Genomic DNA, 21995 nt, shown 5'->3' with positions numbered 1-21995 from the left:
ATTCCCTCCTATGTCCGATGGCAAAGTGCCACCCACGAATGCTTCTACGACCGAATCTATTGCAGCCAAGACCAACAAGGCGACAGAACCTTGGTGGCTGGAAATGGCCAAAACCCTAGGATTAGCGGCTGTTCTTGCTATTGGTATTCGTACATTTGTGGCGGAGGCCCGCTATATCCCCACCGGCTCAATGGAAGAAACCCTGCTGATTAACGATCGCCTGATTATTGAAAAAATCAGTTACTATTTTCACTCCCCCCACCGTGGCGACATTATTGTTTTTAATCCAACCCCAGCGCTCCAGCAGGCGGGCTTTCGCGATGCCTTCATCAAACGGGTAGTGGGCTTGCCCGGCGATCGCGTGGAGCTGCGTCAAGGGCGAGTCTATGTTAACAATCAACCCCTACCTGAACCCTATCTTGCGCCTTCATCTTTTACGTCGGTGGATACCTGTGCCGGCATACAGCCCTATTTGGCACAACCGCAAGTCATTCCCCCCAATAGTTACTTGGTTTTGGGAGATAACCGCAATAACAGCTTTGACGGTCGCTGCTGGGGGGTGGTACCCCGCAATTACATTATTGGTCGGGCGGCAATTCGTTTTTGGCCCCCCGATCGCTGGGGGCTGATTACGAATCCCATGGCACCGCAACAGTGAGGCAAACGCTGCGCACTGAAGTACTGGTGGTTGGCGGTGGTACGGGGGGGGTAGCTGCTGCCTTAACGGCGGCTCGTGCCGGTGCGCAAACGGTGCTGGTCAGTGAAACCCCTTGGCTTGGCGGCATGCTCACCAGTGCGGGGGTAGCTGCGCCCGATGGCAATGAACTTATGGCTTGGCAAACAGGACTGTGGGGTCAATTTCTGCGGGCGATCGCCCAGCGACAGCCGGGGGGGCTAGATCATGCTTGGGTGAGTTTCTTTACCTTTGAGCCAAAGGTGGCCGCTGATCTGTTTGCCGAGTGGGTCAAGGCAACCCCTCACCTGACGTGGATTGTCGGCGATCTTCCCCAAGCGGTTTTGCGCCAAGGCGATCGCATCCTCGGTGTAGAATTTACCGGCCTCACCATCCATGCCCAAATCACCATTGACGCCACAGAACTGGGGGATCTCCTTGCCTTGGGGCAGATTCCCCATCGCTGGGGGTGGGAGTGGCAGGCGGAAACCCAAGAACCCTCTGCACCTGTAGCCCCCACCCCTCTGACGCAGACCTATCCCGTTCAAGCCCCCACATGGGTTGTGGTGTTGCAGGACTATGGGGAGGGAGCCACTGCCCCGGAGATTCTCCCTTCGCCGCTGTGGGAGGAGCGCAAATTTAGCGGCGCTTGGGCTGGCTACGACCCGCAGCACTTTCTCAACTATGGCCGCCTGCCGGGAAATCGCTTTATGCTTAACTGGCCACAGCAGGGAAATGACTATGGCGTGGGTCTGGAGCGCCTGGTGGGTTCTCCCCAAGCTCGCCAGGCCTTTTGTCAAGAAGCGCGCTGGCACGCCCAGGATTTTGCCTGCTACATTCAACGCCACCTTGGGCGCCGCTATGGTCTAGCGGAGGAGACCTTTCCCCGATTCCCCGCTAGCTTGGGGGGCGGTGCCTATGCCCTCCATCCCTACTACCGGGAAAGTCGCCGTCTGATCGGCCTTACCACGATTCAAGAGCAGGACATTCTCCCCAATGCTCCACCCCCCGTTGATGCTCAAGGTCACTACACGGGGATTGCTATTGGCAACTACCCGAACGATCACCACTATCCAGGGATGGAACTCCCCCTGATGCCTAAGTCTATCCGTTGGGGCGGTCGCTGGACAGGGACGCCCTTTGTAGTTCCCTATACCTCCTTAATCCCCCAGCGGGTAGAAGGCTTTTTAGTTGCAGAGAAAAATATCTCCGTGACCCACATTGCCAATGGTGCCACCCGCTTGCAACCTTTGGTCATGGGCATTGGGCAGGGGGCAGGGTGGTTAGCTGCCACAGCCATTCGCCAAGGGAAATCTCCTCAAGAGCTGGTGGGTGCCCTTGATCTGAGGCCTTTAATTCAGGCGTGCCAGCAGGGCATTTTTCCCTTCTTTAACCTGCCATTGCAACATCCAGAATGGGAAGCTTGGCAACTCCGAACGTTAGAGACCTTTGATCCTACCCTTCCCCTGCCTTGGACGGTGGCGATCGCCCACCCCACGCCGATGACTGTGACCGCAGGAATGCAAACTCTCAGGGGCGAATTTGTGAAATTAGGAGAGCAAGCCTATCAACTGCATACTGATCGGCGGTTGTGGCCCTTGGTGACGCTCCACCCCACTGTGAACGAGCGCCTGCAAACCTATAGAGATGGGCAGCCGATTACGGTTACAGGCTTCGTGAACCCCTATGCCCCCTGGATACGGGTAGAGCATGTGGCCTAGGTTTCGCAGCTCAGTTCCCCAAGGCGTTAATTAAAGCGTAGATTCTCGCCGTAGTCCACGGAAACATCAATAATGCGGGGGACAGACTCCCCTGAAGCCGTTTTAAGAGTTGGAATAGTAACAATGCCTGATGACCCCATCACTTGGCGTAGGTTATGGATTAACTTCTGCGCTTTGACGGCAAAGCTCTCATTTTCAAGGCATTTCATAATTCAGCCGAAAGTTATCCTGCTGCCAGATCAGAGATCACTTTGGCCAGGTCAATGTCCTTTTGGGTAATCCCACCCGCATCATGGGTGGTGAGGCAGACTGTCACCCGATTCCAAGAAATGGTTAAATCTGGGTGGTGTCCCGCCTGTTCAGCGGGATCCACAAGGCGATTGACAAAAGCAATCGAACCTAGGAAGTCTTTGAAGGTAAAGGTTTGTTCAAGGCGATCGCCCACCAGTTTCCAGCCGGGTAAGCTGGCTAGCTGCCCCTCAATCTCGGCTTGGGATAATCGCTCTGCCATGGTTTTGCCTCAATCCCTTCGTTCTAGGGTAGCAAAGCTAACTTACCAACTGGCCTTGACTACCCCCGGCAGTAGCCCTTGGTGTGCCATTTCCCGCAGGGCATTGCGGCAGAGGCCAAAATCCCGGTAATAGCCCCGCGGGCGACCCGTCAGCCAGCAGCGATTCCGCAGCCGTGAAGGGGCACTGTTGCGGGGCAAGCGTTGCAGTTGACGATGGATGCTCATGATCTCTTCTGGGGTTTCGGCACTGGCCAGTTTGGCCTTGAGTTCTTGGCGTTTACTGGCGTATTTAGCAACGAGCCGTTGCCGCTTTTTCTCCCGTTCGATCATGCTTTTTTTGGCCATGGGGGTGTGTTTGTCCTCGATAATGGTGAATTTGGTATCCTATATCGTATCAAAGAGCGATTTGCCGCTGCAACTGTTGATCCTTGCGGGGTATTCCTGTGCCCTTACATCTGTACAACACACTGTCTCGCCGCCTTGAACCCTTTTCCGCCCTGCACCCAGAGCGGGTGACCATTTATGCCTGTGGGGTCACGGTGTATGACTACTGCCATCTAGGACATGCCCGTTCCTACGTAGCGTGGGATGTACTGCGCCGCTATCTCACGTTCTTGGGCTACTCCGTGTACTACGTCCAGAATTTTACCGATGTTGACGACAAAATTATTCGGCGCGCCCTTGAACAGGGAGAAACCATGGCGGCGGTCAGCGATCGCTACATTGCGGCCTACCACGAGGATATGGCTCGCCTGAACATTTTGCCGGCCAATGCCTATCCCCGCGCCACAGCGGCCATTCCGGCCATCCTTGACCTTATTCAAAGTCTCATTGAGCGCGGCTATGCCTATGTGGTGGACGCAGATGTGTACTATGCGGTGGAGCGGTTTCCCAACTACGGCAAGCTCTCTGGGCGCCAACTTTCTCAATTGGTCGCCGGTGCCAGCGGTCGGGTTGAGGAAGGGGAAGAGCAGCGCAAACATCACCCCCTAGATTTTGCCCTTTGGAAAGCTGCCAAACCAGAAGAAACCCAAGTGTATGAACCGTGGGAAGCGCCTTGGGGCAAAGGCCGCCCCGGCTGGCACATTGAATGTTCAGCCATGGTGCAACAGGTCTTAGGGCCAACCATTGACATTCACTGCGGGGGCATGGATTTAATTTTCCCTCACCACGAAAATGAAATTGCCCAATCAGAGGCGGTGACGCAACAGCCCCTTGCACGGTTTTGGCTGCACAACGGCTTTGTGACCGTTAATGCCGAGAAAATGTCGAAGTCATTGGGCAACTTCACCACTATTCGCGATTTGCTGGGTCAGGGGGTTGATCCAATGGCGTTACGCCTGTTGGTGTTGCAGGCTCAATACCGCAAACCTTTGGACTTTACACCGGAGGCACTTACCGCCGCTACCAAGGGCTGGCAAACCTTGGCGGAAGCCCTGCGCTTGAATCGGCAGATTCCCCTCCCCCCCGCGCCGCCGCAAGACGCGAAAAGCCACCCCAGTGGCCAAGCCTTTTGTCAGGCCATGGATGACGACTTGAACACTGCCGCTGCTTTGGCAGTGATCTTTGAACTGGCGAAAACCCTCAATCGCGAGCAGCATCGCTATCTCCATGGGGGAGACTTGGGGCGATCGCTCACTGAGGTGAGTCGCGATTGGCACACTTTGGTGACCCTTGCTCAGGTGTTGGGTTTAGAGGTCAAAGAGGAGTCAAAAGCTTCGCAGACAATAGGACTAACCGATGAGGAAATTCAAGAGTTAGTTGCGGCTCGTACTGCTGCCCGTCAAGCCAAGAACTATGCCGAGAGCGATCGCCTGCGGGATCTGCTGTTGGCTCGAGGGGTCAAACTCGTGGATCAAAAGGATGGCACCACCCATTGGTTCCGCATACCCGCTGGCTTAACCTCTTGAATTTGGAGTCAATCATGAACGAGTCTCTGCCTGAGCTGCGTCAGGAACTCTTGGCGCTTCTTTGCCGCGATGCTTACCGCAGCGGTGACTTTATCCTTGCCTCTGGCCAAAAAAGCCAATACTACATTAACTGCAAACCTGTGACCCTCTCGGCGCGGGGCGCTTACCTTGTGGGGCGACTCTTCTTGGAGCAATTAGCTCCGGAAGCAGTGGCAGTGGCGGGTCTTACCCTTGGGGCAGACCCCTTGGTGGTGGCCGTGAGCGTGCTCTCCAATTTGCAGGGGCAGGATCGGGCGGCGCTGATTGTACGCAAGGAAGCCAAAGGCCACGGCACGATGAGCTTTATTGAAGGCCCCCCCTTGCCCCAAGGGGCGGTAGTCACGGTGCTGGAGGATGTGATCACCAGCGGCGGCTCTGCCCTCAAGGCCGTTTTACGTCTTCAAGAGGCGGGTTACGTTGTTAATGAAGTCCTTGCCATTGTGGATCGCCAGGCGGGCGGGGAAGCCGCCTTGACGGCTCAGGGGGTACCCCTGCGATCGCTTTTTCGAGTTAGTGACCTTGCAGCCTATCTCAATTCGGCTCAATTAAATCCCCAACCGCTGGTAGATTTCCTCTAGGTGCTTGAGGTGATGTTCAGGGTTAAAGCAAGCTTCGAGTTCCTCTGGTGTAAGGTAGCGCCGAATCTCAGGGTCCCCCTTAAGGTTGGCGGCAAAATCCCCATTGGGTTGATTCCACGCGGCGTGGGCGTGTTTTTGCACCAAGGCGTAGGCGGCTTCGCGACTTAGACCCTTCTCCACCAGTGCCAAGAGCACCCGCTGACTAAAGATCACACCGCCGTAGCAATTCATATTGCGGCGCATATTCTCCGGATAGACCTGTAGGGTTTGCACCAAGTCCGTCATTTCCACCAACATAAAGTGGGCAAGAATCGAGCTGTCGGGCAAAATCACCCGCTCCACGGCACTGTGGGAAATATCCCGCTCATGCCAGAGGGCAACATTTTCCAGAGCCGCCAAGGCATTGCCCCGCAGTACCCGCGCCAACCCCGTCAGCCGTTCAGACCGAATGGGATTGCGTTTGTGGGGCATGGCGGAGGAGCCTTTTTGTCCTTTAGAGAAAAATTCCTCCACTTCTAGAACATCGGTGCGCTGCAGATTGCGAATCTCAACGGCAAAGCGCTCAAGAGTTGCCCCCAACAGGGCAAGGGTCTGGGCATAGTCGGCATGGCGATCGCGGGAAATGACCTGGGTTGAAGCGGTATCCGGTTGCAGTCCCAGTTTTTGGCAGGCGATCGCCTCTACGCGCGGATCCACATTGGCATAGGTGCCCACAGCGCCCGAAATTTTGCCCACCGCCACGGTTCGCTGCAATTGACACAGGCGATCGCGATGGCGCAGCAGCTCCGCCAGCCAACCCGCCAGCTTGAAACCAAATGTAATTGGCTCGGCGTGAATTCCATGACTGCGTCCCACCATCACCGTATAGCGATGTTCTTGGGCGCGGTGGCGCACCGCCTGAATGAGATACTCCAACTGTTCTTGAATCAAGGTCAGACTGGCCACCAATTGCAGCGCCAAACCGGTGTCTAAAACATCGGAACTGGTTAGCCCAAGGTGAATGTAGCGCCCGGCATCACCCACATTCTCGTTGACATTGGTGAGGAAGGCAATGACATCGTGCTTTACCTCCGCTTCAATCTCAGCCACCCGTTGGGGGTCAAACTTGGCTTTAGCTTTGATTTCGGCCACTGCCTCAGGGGGAATATGCCCCAGTTCCGCTTGGGCCTCGCAAACTGCAATCTCAACATCCAGCCATGTTTTGAATTTGTAGGCATCGGTCCAAAGATTCCCCATGGGGGCAAGGGTATAGCGTTCGATCATGGGCGTGTATCTTGACTAAAGGTGATGAAAAACTGCAATCTAATGCAATCGAATGGCGATCGCCTACTTGCGCTCAGGATGGTATGTCGCCTCCGCTGTGGCAAAGCCATTGAGGCGATAAATCAGTTGGTAGAGGCGACTATAATCCCGCTGATTAAAGTGCATGATCAATCGCGGCAAATGGAGCGTGTGCGTCAGGGCAGGGCGGTTAATGGGTTGCTCGTCTTCCACTTCCCGCGGCAGGGGTTCTGTGCGTTCAATCTGCCCCGACACAAGAATATCTTGAAAATCGCGATTGAGTTCTGTCAAAGCAGCCTCACTAATGTCTTGATTCAACCGCAGCACCAAGCGATCGCCCACATAGCGGCTAGAGTGATAGACACGATAGAAGCCACTCAGGTGGGCTAAGCCTTCTTCTACACTGGTGCAGATGCGATAGAGTTCCTGATCTTCGGCGTTAATCAATCCCCTGGCCACCAGTTCTTCGCGAATAAACCGATCCCAGTGCTGCCAGTAGCTGCTACCGGGAACATCCATCAAGACCAGGGGTTTGGGGGGAGCTTTGCCCGTTTGGCAGAGGGTCAAGCATTCAAAGGCTTCATCTTGGGTGCCAAAGCCACCGGGGAAAACGGCAATGGCATCGGTTTCTTTGAGCAAAAAGAGCTTGCGCGTAAAGAAGTACTTAAAGTGAATCAGGCGCGGATCGCCTTCAATATAGGGATTAGCACCCTGTTCAAAGGGCAGTTCAATGTTGAGGCCAAAGGATTGATTGGGACCCGCCCCTTTATTCCCCGCCTCCATAATGCCGCCCCCGGCACCCGTGATAATCATAAACCCCATGGCACTCGCCGCTTGGGCAAAGTGCACCGCCATTTCATAGACTGGCGACGTGGAGGGAGTTCGGGCGGAGCCAAAGATCGAAATTTTGCGGGTATGGCGATAGGGGGCAAAGACCCGTAGGGCTTGGTGCATGTCCCGCAGGCAGGAACGCAAAATCTTCCAATCCAGTCGTTCGAGTTCCTCGTCGGCAATATCGAGAAACAGTTGCAGGGCTTGGTAAATTACGTCGCCGTGGGGCACACTGTCTAAGCGACGAATTAACTGATCCAGATCTTGCTGTAGGCTACTTAAAGCGACTCGCGAAAGGGTCATAGCACCCTAAGAACGTTAGCACCCTATTTTATCAGGCAGCGGGATCACCTGACGCAGTGGGTAGGCTGAGGGTAAAGGTGGTCATGCCCGCTTCACTGCTGGCGCTAATTTCACCCTGCAATTGCTCCACGAGTTTTTGGGTGAGGGCGAGGCCTAAACCTGTGCCCCCCTGTTGCCACGGATCCGCATTGGGAATGCGATAAAACTTTTCAAAGATGCGCGGCAGTTCCTCACCGGGAATCTCTGAGGGATTACTCACTTGAATTTGCAGGCGATCGCCCCCGATTGGCTCAAAACGGACAACAATCTGCGCTCCAGCAGGGCTGTACTTACAGGCATTGTTGAGTAACTCTGCCAAGATGCGGGCTAAAGCATGGCGGTTGGAGAGGAGAGGTGGCAAAGTGGGAGGGCGCACAATCTCAAGGGATTGCTGCCGCTGTTGCATGCGGTTATGGAAGGGTTCGAGGGCTGAGGGCAGCCAACTGTCGAGATCAATCACCTCCTGTTGAATCTGGCTGCGCCCTGCCTCTAGGCGTTGCAGATCCAGCAAATCATTGATCAGTTCCGTTTCGCGGTTGCACTCATGGGCGAGAATATCAAGGTAGCGTTTCTGGCGATCGTCGGTGGCAAATTGCTTTAGCATATAGATGGCCATTTTCATATTGGCCATGGGCGTGCGCAATTCGTGGGAAACAGTGCTCAAGAAATCGTCTTTAATGGCATTGAGGCGCTCCAGTTCCTGCATTTTCTGCTCCAGTTCAGCCGTACGGGCACGCACCTGTCGCTCTAAATCGGCATTGAGTTCTTGTACCTGCTGGTAAAGCTGGGCTTGATGAATGGCAAGGGCACACTGATCGGCAATGGTTTTCACAAGGCTTAAATCCTCGGCTGTCCATGATTTGGGCAGGGTTTGCCGGAAGAGCTGGGGATGATTTGGCGAAATGGATGTTGCTTCAGTCGGCTCCCATTCGCAATCTAAAAGGCTAATTTGTCCTAGGAGTTGGCCAAGGTAAATCAAAGGGGTGATCACCAAGGCATTCACGTCTGAGATTCTCAGATCTGTTTGCAGTGGCTGCGGTAAATCGGGACAACTGGTAGCCAAAACCACCTGTTCGCCGTTGCTGAGGGCTGGTTCAAAGAAGGCGATCGCCCGCTGGTTGAGGGTAATTAAAGACTCAGGTAGATGGAGGACTTGGGGACGGGTGGCGTAGGTGAGCGTATCGGGTGCTGCTGTTTGGGTAATGAGGCACAGGGTTGAACCCAGGGCTTCTAGCAGCAAGTCGGCGGTAATTTGCAGGACTTCTGCCGCCACCATGGTAGTGCGCATGGCCTGAATAATGCGGTTAATGATGGCTTCGCGGCGGGCTTGGTTGCGCAGTTGTTCCTCAGCTCGCTTGCGATCTGTAACATCCATAACATAGCTGCGGATGAGTTCACTTTCATAGATGTAGTGAATGGATTGCTCGTAGATGCGCCCTTGGTACTCCACCTCCCGCACATGGACTTTTTCTTGGGTTTGCTTCATGTAGCGTGCCAGTTCCGGCAATCCCAACAACAGAGGATGAGTCAATTTCTGCTGCTGTAGATCGCGAAACTGCATCAGTGCGGCTGGATTGAGATACGTCACCTTCCCCTCGAGATCCACTTCTAAAATCGGGTTGGGCGTCAACTCAGGATAGGAGGCCAAGCGCACTAAGGCCGCTTCACTAAAATTCTCAAGATTGGTCTCGCCAGGGGGCACCAGCGTCGCAAAGGGATTCGTGCTTTTGGAGAGAAATCCCAGCACATCGGTGCTGCGGCAAAAATCCTCAAACTCCTCATCGGTCATGTTGGTCAGGGTTAGGTAGCGGGCCCGCACCTCCCCCCCAAAGACAATCATGTCGCCACTGCGCAAATCATGGGCAACAATCCGCTGCCCATTGACGAGAATGCCGTTGGTACTCCGCTTGCCCTGCAAATTGCCATCAATAAGGCGAAAAAGATGACTATTGGTCTCCGGACTCGTCACCCGCAACAAAATCCCGTGCTGCCGGGAGACCGTCTTGGAGTGCAGCACAATTGAGTTTGTGGGATCACGACCGATGGAGTAGGTGGCTGCTTCTAGCAAAATGGGTCGCCGTCCCTCACTGTCTTCGAGGACTAAGAGGTGACGGACTTCCTGCCGCTCATGGCTCACCATCGCCTCCTTGCCTAGGACGGTTGGGACACCGCCGGTGTAGCTGTTGCCTTCCACGCGGGTTCTTTGATGGGCAAGGTGGTATATTGCCGCACCAAGGCGCGAAACTCGTCCCCGTCAATGGTTTCCTTTTCTAGGATGAGTTCCACCAGCTTATCAATGGCTGCCCGATGCTCGCGGATGAGTTTGCGAGCGGTTTCATAGCAGTGCATCACAATCTCGCGAACCTGGCGGTCAATTTGCACGGCCACTGCTTCGGAATATTCAGCGCGGGGCACCAAATCCCGACCGAGAAAGACCTCGTTGCTTGGTGTTTCAAGGGCTAAGTGTCCCAAATCTGACATGCCGTAGCGAGTCACCATTTCCCGCGCCAGATTGGCCACCGCTTGCAAGTCACTACTGGCACCAACAGTGACTTCGGCATCGCCAAAAATCTCCACCTCGGCAGCCCGTCCCCCCAATAGAATCGTGATTTCATCTAGGAGCCAGGCACGGGTATAAAGGCCACTATCTACCCGTTCCTCATCAAAAATCTGCTGAGCAAAACCGCCAACGCCACCGGAGCGGGGAATAATGGTCACTTTATTGAGAGGATCTGCGTGTTTCAAGAGGGTCATCAACAGGGCGTGACCCACTTCGTGGTAGGCAATGAGCCACTTTTTCTTGCTATCGAGGAGGGGAGTGAGGGTCATGCCAATGGTTACCCGATCAATCGCATCCTCAATTTCAGTATTGGTAATGGCGGGTTTGCGGCGCCGAACGGTGAGGATTGCGGCTTCATTGAGTAGGTTGGCCAATTCGGCTCCGGAAAAACCGGGGGTACGGCGGGCGATCGCCTCCAAGGACACTTCGGGTGCAATTTTTTTGTCACGGGCATGCACTTGGAGAATTTGCAAGCGCCCCTTGTAACTGGGCAAATCAACGGTAATTTGACGGTCAAAGCGGCCGGGGCGCAGGAGAGCAGCATCCAAGACATCGGGGCGGTTGGTTGCGGCAATCACAATGATCCCTGTATTCCCCTCAAAACCATCCATTTCTGTGAGCAGTTGGTTGAGGGTTTGTTCTCGCTCGTCATTCCCACCGCCAATGCCAGTACCCCGTTGGCGGCCGACCGCATCAATTTCATCAATAAACACCAAACAGGGCGCATTTTCCTTGGCCTTTTTGAACAAATCCCGCACGCGGGAGGCACCGACGCCCACAAACATTTCCACAAATTCAGAACCAGAAATCGAAAAGAAGGGAACCCCCGCTTCGCCGGCGATCGCCTTGGCTAGGAGCGTTTTCCCCGTCCCTGGGGGGCCAATCAGGAGCACCCCTTTGGGAATACGCGCCCCGATGGCGGTAAATTTCTCTGAGTTTTTCAAGAAAGTTACCACTTCTTGCAGCTCTTCCTTGGCCTCTTCAATCCCGGCCACATCCTCGAATGTCACTCCTGTTTTGGCTTCCATCTGGAAGCGGGCACGCGATTTACCAAAGTTGAGAATCTGCCCAGGGCCGCCGGGGGCATTACTGACTCGTCGCAAAATCATCAAGAACAAAATCAGTAGCACAAAGCCCAGGATCAAGTTGGAAATGACGCCGATAACCGCCCCATCACTGCCTGAGGGAACCACCCGCACCGCCGTGTTATGACGGGAACTTGCTTGGCGCAGGAGTTGAATTAATTCAGGGTTGCGATCAAAGAGCCGCACCTGGTGGGGGGGAGATTGTTCTGGCTGATCTTTGCGGCGAAACTTGGCTAGACCTTGCTCCTGATAGAGTTCCACAGAGCTGACTTCACCGGCTTTGAGGGCATTGAGAAATTGACTGTAGGAAACGGTGTTATTGCTCGACTGGGCTAAACCAATGTTTGTGGGGGCTAACGAGAGACCCACGACTAAAGCCAATTGACTTAGCCGTTGGGAAAGGCGTTGAGCGTATTTCATCGGCAGCCGTTTCCGAAATTTAGTTCTGATTTCCAGTTTAACAGCGATTTTTTTAGTTCCTTAGCCTAGTAGATAAGACACGGCCAAGAATCATCCCCCCGAATATAAAATAGGACAGCATTCTCTTTAGAGCGTCCATGGGACTGATTGTACAAAAGTACGGTGGTACCTCCGTCGGCAGTGTCGAGCGCATCCAAGCCGTAGCCCGCAGGGTCAAAGCAACGGTGGCAGCAGGACATCAGGTGGTGGTGGTGGTTTCAGCCATGGGTAAAACCACAGATAGCTTGGTGCAACTGGCCTATGCCATTAGCGATCGCCCCAGTCAGCGGGAAATGGATATGCTGCTTTCGACGGGGGAGCAGGTCGCGATCGCCCTGTTGACAATGGCGCTGCATGCCTTGGGGGAACCTGCCATCTCCCTCACTGGCGCACAAGTGGGGATTGTCACTGAACCTGCCCACACCCGTGCCCGCATTCTCCACATTGAGACTCAGCGCCTCGAACGGCACCTCAAAGAAGGCCAAGTGGTGGTTGTAGCGGGCTTTCAGGGGATTACTGCCGCTGCCGACTTTGAAGTGACCACCCTTGGGCGTGGGGGTTCCGATACCTCGGCGGTGGCCATAGCGGCGGCGCTGCGGGCAGATTGCTGTGAGATCTACACCGATGTCCCCGGCATTTTGACTGCCGATCCACGCCTGGTGCCCCATGCCCAACTGATGAGCGAAATTACCTGCGATGAAATGCTGGAGTTGGCTAGCCTAGGGGCAAAGGTTTTGCACCCGCGGGCGGTAGAGATTGCCCGCAACTATGGTGTGGACTTAGTGGTGCGCTCCAGTTGGACGGATGAGCCTGGCACACGAGTCATTGCACCAGCTCGGCCACCGCGTCCTGTGGAAAATCTTGAACTAGGTAAACCCGTGGATGGTGTGGCGCTGGACACCGATCAGGCAAAGGTGGCACTGCTGCGGGTGGCCGATCGCCCCGGCATTGCGGCACAGCTTTTTGGCGAACTGGCGCGGCAAAACCTAGACGTGGATTTGATTATCCAATCCATTCACGAAGGGCAAACAAATGATATTGCCTTCACGGTGCAAAAGAGTGTTCTCAAGCAAGCCGAAGCCGTTGCCGTGGCCTTTTATCCCCGTTTGCATCCACGGGTCGAAGAAACGGAGGTGCTCGTAGATGCCGATATTGCCAAGGTGAGTATCACAGGGGCAGGGATGATTGGCCGACCGGGGGTAGCGGCTCAGATGTTTTCAGCTTTGGCGGCGGCGGGGATTAACCTGCAAATGATCTCCACATCGGAAGTAAATGTCAGTTGTACAGTGGCCGCAGCAGATGCAGGCCGCGCGATCGCCGTCCTCTCCCAAACCTTTGATGTGGAAGCAACCGCCGCAGTCCCCCAAGCGACCCCTGACTCCCCACCGGTGCGGGGTGTTGCCTTGGATGCAAAGCAGGCGCGGATTGCAATTCGGGATGTGCCCGATCGCCCCGGCATGGCGGCAGCAATTTTTCAGACCCTTGCCGATGCAGCCATTAGCGTAGATATGATTATCCAATCGCAGCGATCGCGCTCCTTGGGGGGGGTAATCACCCGGGATATTGCTTTTACAGTGGCCTCTGCCGATGCTGAGCAAGCTATGGAACTTCTCAAGGGGGTTCAGGCCAAATTGGGCTACGGTGATCTCCTTGTGGATACGGCGATCGCCAAAGTGAGCATTGTCGGGGTAGGGATGATCCAGCGACCGGGGATTGCCGCTCGCATGTTTGCTGCCCTTGCCCGCGAGAATATCAACATTCAGATGATTGCCACCTCGGAAATTCGCGTTAGTTGTGTGGTGGCAGAATCAGAAGGGGTGCGGGCACTGCAGGCGGTGCATACGGCCTTTGGTCTCGATGGAGAGACCCCCGTTGTCATTCCCGATGTCGGCAAATAGACCGTCCCCTTGGCAAATCGCCTTTGTGCTCGGGGTGGGTGTCCTGGCGGTTTCCACGGCGGCTGTGCTAGTGCGCTGGGGAGTTGCTGGTTTACCCAACCATTCCCTGGGAACAACCGTGGGATTGAGCATTTTCCTAGCCAGTGGTCGGCTGAGTTTAGCTGCCCTCTTTTTGGTACCGCAACTGTGCACTTGGCCATGGCCAGAGGTGACCCGACAAAATCTGCGCTGGGCAGTGGCTGCTGGGGTTGCCCTAGCGGCGCACTTTAGTCTCTGGTTTACCTCCCTGAATTACACCTCGGTGGCAGCCTCGACGACATTGGTGACCACCACCCCGATCTGGTCAGCCCTTGTGGGTTACCTTTGGCAGCAACAATCCCTCAAGCCCCGTACTTGGCTAGGCATGGCGATCGCCCTTGGGGGAAGTGTCCTGATTGGAACGGGGGAGCTGAGGAGTGGGGTGGCCACGCAACCGCTGTTGGGAAATACCTTAGCGATCGCTGCGGCGTGGGCGGTCAGTGCCTACTTTATTTGTGGTCAAGCGGCTCAAAAAGCGGGTCTTTCGATTCACCACTACGCCTTTATTGCCTATGCCACTGCCGCATTGGTTCTCCTACCCCTACCGCCCCTCCTTGGGCTGGGCTACACGGGTTGGCCACCGAAGCTCTATGCTGCCATTCTCCTATTGGCGTTGCTTCCCCAGTTGGTGGGGCACACCAGTCTCAATTGGGGGGTGCGTTGGCTCTCTCCCACAGGGGTTACCCTGCTGGTGTTGGCTGAACCCCTTGCTGCGAGTCTCTTTGCTTTCCTGCTCTTTGGCGAGGTGCCGACAACTGCGGTGATCACAGGGGGGAGTCTTGTGCTCGTGGGTCTAAGCGTGGCACTGTGGCCCAGTGCCTAGGGTGATTTGGGCGATCGCCGCCGCTGTCTGAGGGCCTCCAAAGCATCCCCCAAGGCCGTAATGAGTCCCTCCCGGGTACGGGCATGGTTCTGGCGTTCTTCTTCGAGGGCGCGCCGCAGCCGTGCATTCTCTAGGAGAGCCTCAATCAATTGAGCCTGAAGTTCTGCAACTGAGGTTTCGCTGCGCACACGGGCTTCAATGCGTGCCCGTTCATCCAGCTCTGGCGGCGCTGCGGTCTCCACAGGCGGCGGCGGTTCAGGAACCAAGGGCGGCAGTTCATTCGCTCGCGCCTGTGCCCGTTGCAGTTGCTCTTGCAGACGTTGAAGCTGTTCCTGAAAATCTGCCACAGTGGAGAAGGCACAGCTAGGAATTCTAGGGCTATTTTGATACGAGTATTCTCAGAAAACAAGGGTCAAGATATATGCGTGAGTGGTGAGGCACTCCAAGCATGGTGGCACTGGGCACAGGGAATCATTCCTGCCCCTGAGCGCGAGAGTGGCCTACGGGAGTTAAAACAATTTCTCGGTGCCTTCACCGCACTGAGTCCCCTTGAACTCACATTGCGCCGATTCCCATCCCAGATTTGCCTAAAACTTTCCCTTGCAGAACTCCAAGAGCGTTGGCAACGCCGCTGGCAAGAGCGAGTCCCCCTACAATATCTGATTGGTACGGTTCACTGGCACGATCTGGAATTAGTTGTTGCCCCCGGTGTGCTGATTCCACGGCCAGAAACGGAGGAGTTACTAGAAGTGGTGGCGGCAACGGTGCCCCCTGGGCAACAACAGGGTCATTGGCTGGATTTGGGCACGGGTAGTGGGGCGATCGCCATCGGCTTGGCGCGGTTATTTCCTGCCGCTTTTGTGCATGCTGTGGATTGCAGTCCTGAAGCCCTAGAGATAGCGCACCTCAATATTGAAAAGCACCGTTTGGGCGATCGCGTACAGTGCTACGTTGGGAATTGGTTTGCCCCCATAGCGCATCTTCAAGGACAGGTACAGGGCATTGTCAGTAATCCCCCCTATATTCCCACCGGCCTTGTGGCCACTCTCCAGCCCGAAGTGCAGTACCACGAACCCCGCTTGGCCCTCGATGGGGGTGCGGATGGCCTGCAGGCAATTCGCCAGATTGTGCAGACGGCGCCAAAATATCTTCAGCCCCAGGGCTGGCTCTTTATCGAATTAATGGCGACCCAAGGGGCGGCGGTGGCGGCGCTGGCAATGGCAACCCAAGCCTATGAACGGGTGGAGATCCTTAGGGATCTCAGTGGCCACGATCGCTTTTTGCTTGCGCAACGAATTTAGCCGCGATCCCAACGCCAGAGGGTAATCATCAGGACAACCACCCCAATTTGCAACGCCAGATTCTGCGCCAAATCGTCACCTGCGGTGCCCGCCAATCCCTTGAGGCCAAGGATAAAGGCACCCATGAGGCCGGAAGCAGCAAAAACAGCATAAAAAACACGCCGTAGTCCTCGGTAGGGTGCTTTTGCTTCGGCTTGGAGGCGATCGCGTAGGGTAGGTTGAGTCACTTCAGCCTGTTCCTTGGGGTTGTTAGCAGCCATCTGGATTTTCTTATCACCTGAAAATATCCTACGTCCTTACAATAGGGAACGGTGTATCTCAATAACGGTCGAAGGCCGTAGGCAAAAAAGATGTGAGGAGTTGGATATGCATTGGCAGCGCATCAGTCTGGCACTGGCGATCGCCTGCGGTAGCACAGTCGCCATTCCCCAACTGAGTCAACCCTCCCAAAACACAGGTGCAAGGACGCTTCGCTGGAGCGACGCTTCGTTTCCTGTGGAAAATTTTCAGGGCTATACTTCTCCCTTTGGCTACCGGCGATCGCCCACGGGCGAACCTACAACTGAATTTCACAACGGCCTTGATTTTGCCGCCCCCCAGGGGAGCTACATCCGCAATTGGTGGGCCGGTCAGGTGATTGAAGTTTCCGATCACACCGCCTGTGGCACACTGGTACGGATTCAATCGGGAGCTTGGGAACACGTTTACTGCCACATGATGGGGCGGGTTGAGCAGACCCCCCAAGGACGAGCTATGGTTGATCGGGCTGGCGGCATTGTGATCCTGGAGGGGCAGCGGGTGCCTACAGGGGCGCGTATTGGTCGCGTGGGCATGACAGGGCGCACTACAGGGCCTCATCTTCACTGGACGCTCCGCCACCGAGGGCAACTCGTCAATCCGGCCGTGGTTCTCCAGGCGATGTACGGCAGCCAAGCCCAGCGTTAAGGATTAGCGGGACTGACGGGGCTCGAACCCGCAACTTCCGCCGTGACAGGGCGGTGCTCTAACCGATTGAACTACAGTCCCAATTTTTGACCGATCCTTAGAGTATCAGGAAAATCATGGCCCTGTCAACTAGGGAACTCATGTCTTGCCAGGCGATCGCCGCCTGTCGTTTCTCGTTGCCTTTGGAGAGACCATTGCTACTTAACCGGTAAACTTGATAAGCTCCTGAAGATTGATTTCAAAAATGATCGCCTATCTTTTTGGAGCGCATCTGTGAAGGTCGTTGTCATTGGCAGTGGTGGTCGGGAGCACGCGATCGCTTGGAAATTACTGGATTCTCCCCAGGTGAGCCAAGTCTATTGTCTCCCCGGTAATGGCGGAACAGCTTGCCTAGAGCGGTGTGAAAATGTTGCCATTGCAGCCACCGACCTCACCGGCATTGGGGACTTTGCCAAAGAGAATCACGTTGATTTAGTGGTTGTTGGGCCAGAAGCACCCCTTGCTGCGGGTTTGGCCGATTACCTCCAAACGCTAGACATTCCCGTCTTTGGCCCAACCCAAGCAGGGGCACAGATTGAAGCCAGTAAAGCCTGGGCAAAGGCGCTGATGGAGTCGGCTGAGATTCCTACAGCCAAGGCGGCTGTGTTTGAGAATTATGAAGCAGCTTCTCGCTACGTTCAAACCCAAGGGGCACCCATTGTCATTAAGGCGGATGGTCTAGCGGCGGGTAAAGGGGTAACAGTTGCAGCCACAGTAGCAGAGGCAATTGCTGCCCTAGAGCGGATTTTTGGGGGTGAATTTGGCGCCGCCGGTCAACGGGTGGTCATTGAATCGGTACTGGAGGGGCAGGAGGTCTCGGTACTCGCCGTTACGGATGGTCAAACAATTGTGCCGCTCTTGCCTGCCCAAGACCACAAGCGCGTTGGCGAAGGGGATACCGGTCCAAATACTGGGGGAATGGGAGCGTATGCCCCAGTTCCTTGGGTAACGTCAGAATTGATGGAACGGATTCAAAAAACAATTCTCGAACCTACCCTCAGAGCCTTACAGGAGCGGGGGATTCACTACTGTGGGGTACTCTATGCCGGTCTGATGATCACGCCTGCAGGCGATCCCTACGTGGTGGAATTTAACTGTCGCTTTGGCGATCCGGAAACCCAAGTGGTGCTGCCCCTTTTGGAGACCCCCCTGATTGAGGTGCTCTTGGCCTGTGTCGAGGGGCGGTTGGCTCGTTTGGGAGCGTTGCAATGGCGCCATGAAGTGGCGCTATCGGTCGTAATGGCGGCGGGGGGGTATCCGGGGAGTTACCGTAAAGGGGATGTGATTCAGGGGATTCCCGACGCAATCGCCCAAGGGGTACTCGTTTTCCATGCGGGAACGCACTGGCAAGACGGGCAGTGGTACACCAATGGGGGGCGCGTACTGAATATCACCGCCTTGGCTCCTGATTTTGCCACTGCTCAAGCCAAAGCCTATGCCGGCGTGAAAGCCATTCAATTTGCCGATTGCTACTATCGTCGTGACATTGGCTACCGTATTCTGGAATCATCGGCTCATAAAGGTTAGTGCTTTCCATGACGGTTCTCCCCCCGCAAACCAATCCATTGCGCTGTTTAACCGGTGCGCTAATTGCTGGCACACTTGGAATTCTTCTACATCGGCTCACAGGGGCGATCGCCTATGTCTTTGCTACCCACGCGGTGAGCTACCACAATCAACTGGTCTATAGCTTGGCAGTGGCTGTGCGCACCCTCGTGGTGGGTCTATGTACCTTGGCAACGGGTGTCTTTAGCATTATTGCGCTAGGTCTAGTGGCACTGACACTGCAACTCCTCTGGGAATGCTGGGTGCAGGGTGAGCAGAGTTAGCCCTCGCTGAGCTTGCCATCCTCGATCTTGGTGATGCGATCGGCAATGGCCATAATTCGTGGATCGTGGGTCACAATCATGACGGTGCAGCCATTTTGCTTTGCCAGCTTTTTGAGAATAGTAATCACCTGTTGGCCGTTTTGAGAATCGAGGGAAGCAGTGGGTTCATCGGCAAAAATAATTTTCGGTTCACCCGCGAGGGCACGGGCAATGGCAACCCGTTGTTTCTGCCCCCCAGAGAGGTGGGCGGGCACAAAGTCGAGGCGATCGCCTAAACCAACTGCCGCTAAAAGAGCTGCCGCCTGTTCCTTTGCTTTTTTACCTTTAATGCCCTTGAGATTGAGAGCAATTTCGACATTCTCCAATGCTGTCAAGGCGGGGAAAAGATTAAAGCTCTGAAAGATAAAGCCAATATTTTGCAGACGAAACTTTGCCAGTGCGGCCTTCGAGAGTCGGGTAATCTCTTCGCCTAAGACAACCACTTGACCACTGGTAGGGGCAAGAATGCCGGCTAAAATCGAGAGTAGTGTGGTTTTACCCGACCCCGAAGGTTCCATCAGCAGATGGATATGGCCGCGCTCGATTTTCAGGTTAATTCCCTGAAGAACCGATGTCTCCTGATGGCCAGAATGATAAACCTTGGTTAGGTTTGTAGTGGCGATCGCCAGCTCAGTTGAGGTCACACAGGAAAATCTCATCATACTTGTTGTTAACTATTGGTGACGCTGGCAAAACGGATTTTTAGATAGTCCGCCTCCATTTTCGCGCCTACCGGTTGCAGTGCCGCCAAGCCTTGGGGCAGCACCATATTGCGACGATGGTTGCCAATGCGAATGTTCAACTCATCAGCAGTTTTATTGAGTTCAATTTTTTCCTTGGGCACCCCCGGTAAATAGAGTTCAAGGCTGTACTGGCCATCCCTGGGCACTACCCGAATCGTTTGCTCTTGGTAATAAACTTGAGCCGGATCCTCATCGGCATAGAGGGTTTCCTTGAGGCGATGCAGTGCCGCTAAACCACAGAGTTCCTCCGCAAAGAGAGGCACTTCCTTAACGGGGAGGGGACGAAAATTATCGTGAATCTCTTGCCGATACCGTTGCTGGGTTTCTCTCCAGCGGGTAAAGAAAGGATCATGAACAGTCTCGGGGAGAATGCGGTTGGCCACCACTAAATCCGTGGCCACATTGTAGAGGCTGAGATAGGCATGGGCGCGCAGGGATTCCTTGATCACCATCTTTTCGGGATTGGTTACCAAGCGCACAGAAGTTTGGGTGTTGTCGGTGAGGACTTTTTCCAGGGCTTCAATCTGCTCATAAAATTCATAGGGCGCATCCATCACCTCTTGATCGGGCAAAGAAAACCCCGCCAAGGGTTTGAAAATTGGCTCCACAATGGGGCGTAGGGCCATGGACATCCGCTGCAACGGCTTATAGAAGCGGCGCATATACCAACCGCTCACTTCCGGTAGACTCAACAACCGCAATGCCGTGCCGGTGGGGGCAGAGTCAATGATAAGAACATCGTACAGGCCTTCGTCATAGTGGCGTTTCATGCGCACAAGGGCAAAGATCTCATCCATCCCCGGTAAGATTGCCAATTCCTCAGCTTGAACCCCTTCTAAGCCGCGGGCCTGTAAGACTTGGGTAATGTAGCGCTTGACAGCTCCCCAGTTGTCTTCCAACTCCATCAGGGCATCCAGTTCTGCCCCCCAAAGATTTTTGGCGACGGGAACAGGGACATGCCCCAATTCGAGGTCAAAACTATCGGCAAGGGAGTGGGCAGGATCCGTGCTCAGGACCAGCGTTTTATACCCCAATTCTGCACAGCGTAACCCCGTTGCTGCTGCCACTGAAGTTTTACCAACGCCACCTTTGCCAGTCATTAAAATTACACGCATGGGAAAGCTCTGCCCTAAACACGGTTGCTTAATATATCTTAACCCTTGAGCTTGCCCTCAGGGGGGCGATCGCCGGCAATGAATGGAGATAAAAACATCAAGAAAAATAAATAAACATAACTACCTATTTAGCTTTACTAACAATAATTTAGACCTTCCCCAATCCCTTAGGGCAAATATTAACTTAATGCTTAAGCCCTTGCAGTTTGCAACTGCTTTCAAGGGTTTGTAAATGGAAAGAAAAGATATATCTGGACTTATCACGCCTATGACTACGACTCTCCAACGTCGCGAAAGCGCGAATTTGTGGGAGCGGTTTTGTAACTGGGTAACCAGCACCGATAACCGCCTCTATGTGGGCTGGTTTGGTGTAATCATGATCCCTACCCTGTTAGCCGCAACCATCTGCTTTGTGATCGCCTTCATCGCTGCTCCCCCTGTGGACATTGATGGCATCCGTGAGCCGGTTTCTGGCTCCTTGCTCTACGGCAACAACATCATCACCGGTGCGGTTGTCCCCTCCAGCAACGCCATTGGCTTGCACTTCTACCCCATTTGGGAAGCGGCTTCCCTCGATGAGTGGCTCTACAACGGTGGCCCTTACCAACTGATCATCTTCCACTTCTTGATCGGTGTCTTCTGCTACATGGGTCGTGAGTGGGAACTCAGCTACCGCCTTGGCATGCGGCCTTGGATTTGCGTGGCCTACTCCGCTCCTGTGGCTGCTGCTACCGCTGTGTTCTTGATCTACCCCATCGGTCAAGGCAGCTTCTCCGATGGCATGCCCCTTGGTATCTCCGGTACCTTCAACTTCATGCTTGTGTTCCAAGCGGAGCACAACATTCTCATGCACCCCTTCCACCAACTGGGTGTGGCCGGTGTCTTCGGGGGTGCGCTGTTCTGCGCCATGCACGGTTCTCTCGTGACTTCTAGCTTGATCCGTGAAACCACCGAAACCGAGTCTGCCAACTACGGCTACAAGTTTGGTCAGGAAGAAGAGACCTACAACATCGTGGCGGCCCACGGTTACTTCGGTCGCTTGATCTTCCAATATGCCAGCTTCAACAACAGCCGCTCGCTGCACTTCTTCCTCGCCGCTTGGCCTGTGATCGGTATCTGGTTCACCGCACTGGGGATCAGCACCATGGCCTTCAACCTCAACGGGTTCAACTTCAACCACTCCGTTGTGGATGCT

The 21995-nt window shown here is 54.8% G+C and carries 22 protein-coding genes and 1 tRNA gene; 11 read left to right on the top strand and 12 right to left on the bottom strand.

Going from position 1 to position 21995, the window contains the following annotated elements; translation table 11 throughout:
* The first annotated feature begins 10 nt into the window (after positions 1-10).
* Together lepB and Q0683_RS04835 are read left to right on the top strand one after the other, a co-directional pair.
* Positions 11-658: a signal peptidase I gene (gene lepB / locus Q0683_RS04840; RefSeq protein ID WP_298611936.1), complete on the top strand. Its 648-nt coding sequence runs from the start codon at positions 11-13 to the stop codon at positions 656-658.
* The gene (locus tag Q0683_RS04835; protein ID WP_366142494.1) at positions 655-2394 is read left to right on the top strand and encodes an FAD-dependent oxidoreductase; all 1740 of its coding nucleotides are present in this window, start codon (positions 655-657) and stop codon (positions 2392-2394) included. Before lepB ends, Q0683_RS04835 begins: the two co-directional genes overlap by 4 nt.
* A 26-nt stretch (positions 2395-2420) precedes the next feature.
* Here Q0683_RS04835 and Q0683_RS04830 read toward each other — a convergent pair whose 3' ends face one another.
* From Q0683_RS04830 to rpsN, 3 genes are read right to left on the bottom strand one after another with little or no spacing between them, the layout of a single operon-like run.
* Positions 2421-2603 (bottom strand): hypothetical protein, encoded by a 183-nt coding sequence (locus tag Q0683_RS04830; RefSeq protein ID WP_298976558.1) that lies wholly within the window; start codon positions 2601-2603, stop codon positions 2421-2423.
* A gap of 14 nt (positions 2604-2617) precedes the next feature.
* Entirely contained in the window at positions 2618-2905 is a 288-nt protein-coding gene (locus Q0683_RS04825; protein ID WP_298611944.1) for a 4a-hydroxytetrahydrobiopterin dehydratase, read from the bottom strand.
* A 42-nt stretch (positions 2906-2947) separates the two neighbouring features.
* Complete coding sequence (gene rpsN / locus Q0683_RS04820) at positions 2948-3250, bottom strand: 30S ribosomal protein S14 (RefSeq protein WP_298611946.1); 303 nt, start codon at positions 3248-3250, stop codon at positions 2948-2950.
* 98 nt (positions 3251-3348) lie between these two features.
* On the opposite strand from rpsN, the gene cysS reads away from it, so the two are divergent.
* Positions 3349-4815: a cysteine--tRNA ligase gene (cysS, locus tag Q0683_RS04815; RefSeq protein ID WP_298976556.1), complete on the top strand. Its 1467-nt coding sequence runs from the start codon at positions 3349-3351 to the stop codon at positions 4813-4815.
* A 14-nt stretch (positions 4816-4829) separates the two neighbouring features.
* A complete protein-coding gene (gene pyrE / locus Q0683_RS04810) occupies positions 4830-5432 on the top strand; it encodes an orotate phosphoribosyltransferase (RefSeq protein WP_298611952.1) in 603 nt (200 codons plus the stop codon).
* Here the strand turns inward: pyrE and purB are convergent.
* The 4 genes from purB to ftsH all read right to left on the bottom strand — a co-directional run bounded on the left by purB (position 5400) and on the right by ftsH (position 11951).
* Positions 5400-6695: an adenylosuccinate lyase gene (gene purB, locus Q0683_RS04805; RefSeq protein WP_298976553.1), complete on the bottom strand. Its 1296-nt coding sequence runs from the start codon at positions 6693-6695 to the stop codon at positions 5400-5402. The genes pyrE and purB overlap by 33 nt on opposite strands.
* Positions 6696-6758: 63 nt before the next feature.
* Entirely contained in the window at positions 6759-7847 is a 1089-nt protein-coding gene (locus Q0683_RS04800) for an LOG family protein (protein ID WP_298611958.1), read from the bottom strand.
* A 31-nt stretch (positions 7848-7878) separates the two neighbouring features.
* On the bottom strand, positions 7879-10080 hold the full coding sequence (locus tag Q0683_RS04795) for an ATP-binding protein (protein ID WP_298976551.1): 2202 nt from the start codon (positions 10078-10080) through the stop codon (positions 7879-7881).
* Positions 10038-11951 carry an ATP-dependent zinc metalloprotease FtsH gene (gene ftsH, locus Q0683_RS04790; protein WP_298611963.1) on the bottom strand — a complete coding sequence of 638 codons (1914 nt, stop codon included), beginning with the start codon at positions 11949-11951 and terminating at the stop codon, positions 10038-10040. Before ftsH ends, Q0683_RS04795 begins: the two co-directional genes overlap by 43 nt.
* A gap of 137 nt (positions 11952-12088) precedes the next feature.
* Between ftsH and Q0683_RS04785 the strand changes: the two genes are divergently transcribed.
* Together Q0683_RS04785 and Q0683_RS04780 are read left to right on the top strand one after the other, a co-directional pair.
* A complete protein-coding gene (locus tag Q0683_RS04785) occupies positions 12089-13888 on the top strand; it encodes an aspartate kinase (RefSeq protein WP_298976549.1) in 1800 nt (599 codons plus the stop codon).
* Positions 13875-14789 (top strand): DMT family transporter, encoded by a 915-nt coding sequence (locus tag Q0683_RS04780; RefSeq protein WP_298611968.1) that lies wholly within the window; start codon positions 13875-13877, stop codon positions 14787-14789. Before Q0683_RS04785 ends, Q0683_RS04780 begins: the two co-directional genes overlap by 14 nt.
* Here Q0683_RS04780 and Q0683_RS04775 read toward each other — a convergent pair.
* On the bottom strand, positions 14786-15136 hold the full coding sequence (locus Q0683_RS04775; protein WP_298611971.1) for a hypothetical protein: 351 nt from the start codon (positions 15134-15136) through the stop codon (positions 14786-14788). The two genes, Q0683_RS04780 and Q0683_RS04775, sit on opposite strands and share 4 nt — an antisense overlap.
* Positions 15137-15214: 78 nt before the next feature.
* Here Q0683_RS04775 and prmC point away from each other — a divergent pair, with 78 nt between their 5' ends.
* Positions 15215-16090, top strand: a complete 876-nt coding sequence (gene prmC / locus Q0683_RS04770) for a peptide chain release factor N(5)-glutamine methyltransferase (protein WP_298976546.1) — start codon at positions 15215-15217, stop codon at positions 16088-16090.
* On the opposite strand, the gene Q0683_RS04765 is transcribed toward prmC, so the two are convergent.
* On the bottom strand, positions 16087-16350 hold the full coding sequence (locus Q0683_RS04765; protein WP_298611975.1) for a DUF3493 domain-containing protein: 264 nt from the start codon (positions 16348-16350) through the stop codon (positions 16087-16089). The genes prmC and Q0683_RS04765 overlap by 4 nt on opposite strands.
* Before the next feature lie 106 nt (positions 16351-16456).
* On the opposite strand from Q0683_RS04765, the gene Q0683_RS04760 reads away from it, so the two are divergent.
* Positions 16457-17035 (top strand): M23 family metallopeptidase, encoded by a 579-nt coding sequence (locus Q0683_RS04760; protein ID WP_298611978.1) that lies wholly within the window; start codon positions 16457-16459, stop codon positions 17033-17035.
* A 7-nt stretch (positions 17036-17042) separates the two neighbouring features.
* Here Q0683_RS04760 and Q0683_RS04755 read toward each other — a convergent pair.
* Positions 17043-17116, bottom strand: a tRNA-Asp gene (locus tag Q0683_RS04755).
* 192 nt (positions 17117-17308) lie between these two features.
* Here Q0683_RS04755 and purD point away from each other — a divergent pair.
* The gene (gene purD / locus Q0683_RS04750; protein ID WP_298611981.1) at positions 17309-18601 is read left to right on the top strand and encodes a phosphoribosylamine--glycine ligase; all 1293 of its coding nucleotides are present in this window, start codon (positions 17309-17311) and stop codon (positions 18599-18601) included.
* An 8-nt stretch (positions 18602-18609) separates the two neighbouring features.
* Positions 18610-18903: a DUF3082 domain-containing protein gene (locus Q0683_RS04745; protein WP_298976543.1), complete on the top strand. Its 294-nt coding sequence runs from the start codon at positions 18610-18612 to the stop codon at positions 18901-18903.
* Here Q0683_RS04745 and Q0683_RS04740 read toward each other — a convergent pair.
* The gene (locus tag Q0683_RS04740) at positions 18900-19586 is read right to left on the bottom strand and encodes an ABC transporter ATP-binding protein (protein ID WP_298976541.1); all 687 of its coding nucleotides are present in this window, start codon (positions 19584-19586) and stop codon (positions 18900-18902) included. The genes Q0683_RS04745 and Q0683_RS04740 overlap by 4 nt on opposite strands.
* A gap of 26 nt (positions 19587-19612) precedes the next feature.
* Complete coding sequence (locus Q0683_RS04735) at positions 19613-20800, bottom strand: TRC40/GET3/ArsA family transport-energizing ATPase (protein WP_298976539.1); 1188 nt, start codon at positions 20798-20800, stop codon at positions 19613-19615.
* Positions 20801-21068: 268 nt separating this feature from the next.
* On the opposite strand from Q0683_RS04735, the gene psbA reads away from it, so the two are divergent.
* Positions 21069-21995, top strand: a 927-nt coding sequence (psbA, locus tag Q0683_RS04730; RefSeq protein ID WP_298976537.1) for a photosystem II q(b) protein, incomplete at its 3' end; no start/stop codon positions are given.

It is taken from the genome of uncultured Thermosynechococcus sp., assembly GCF_938074695.1.
Lineage (GTDB): Bacteria > Cyanobacteriota > Cyanobacteriia > Thermosynechococcales > Thermosynechococcaceae > Thermosynechococcus.
Note: the sequence above shows the minus strand (reverse complement) of the source record. Positions and strands in the feature narration are given on the sequence as shown.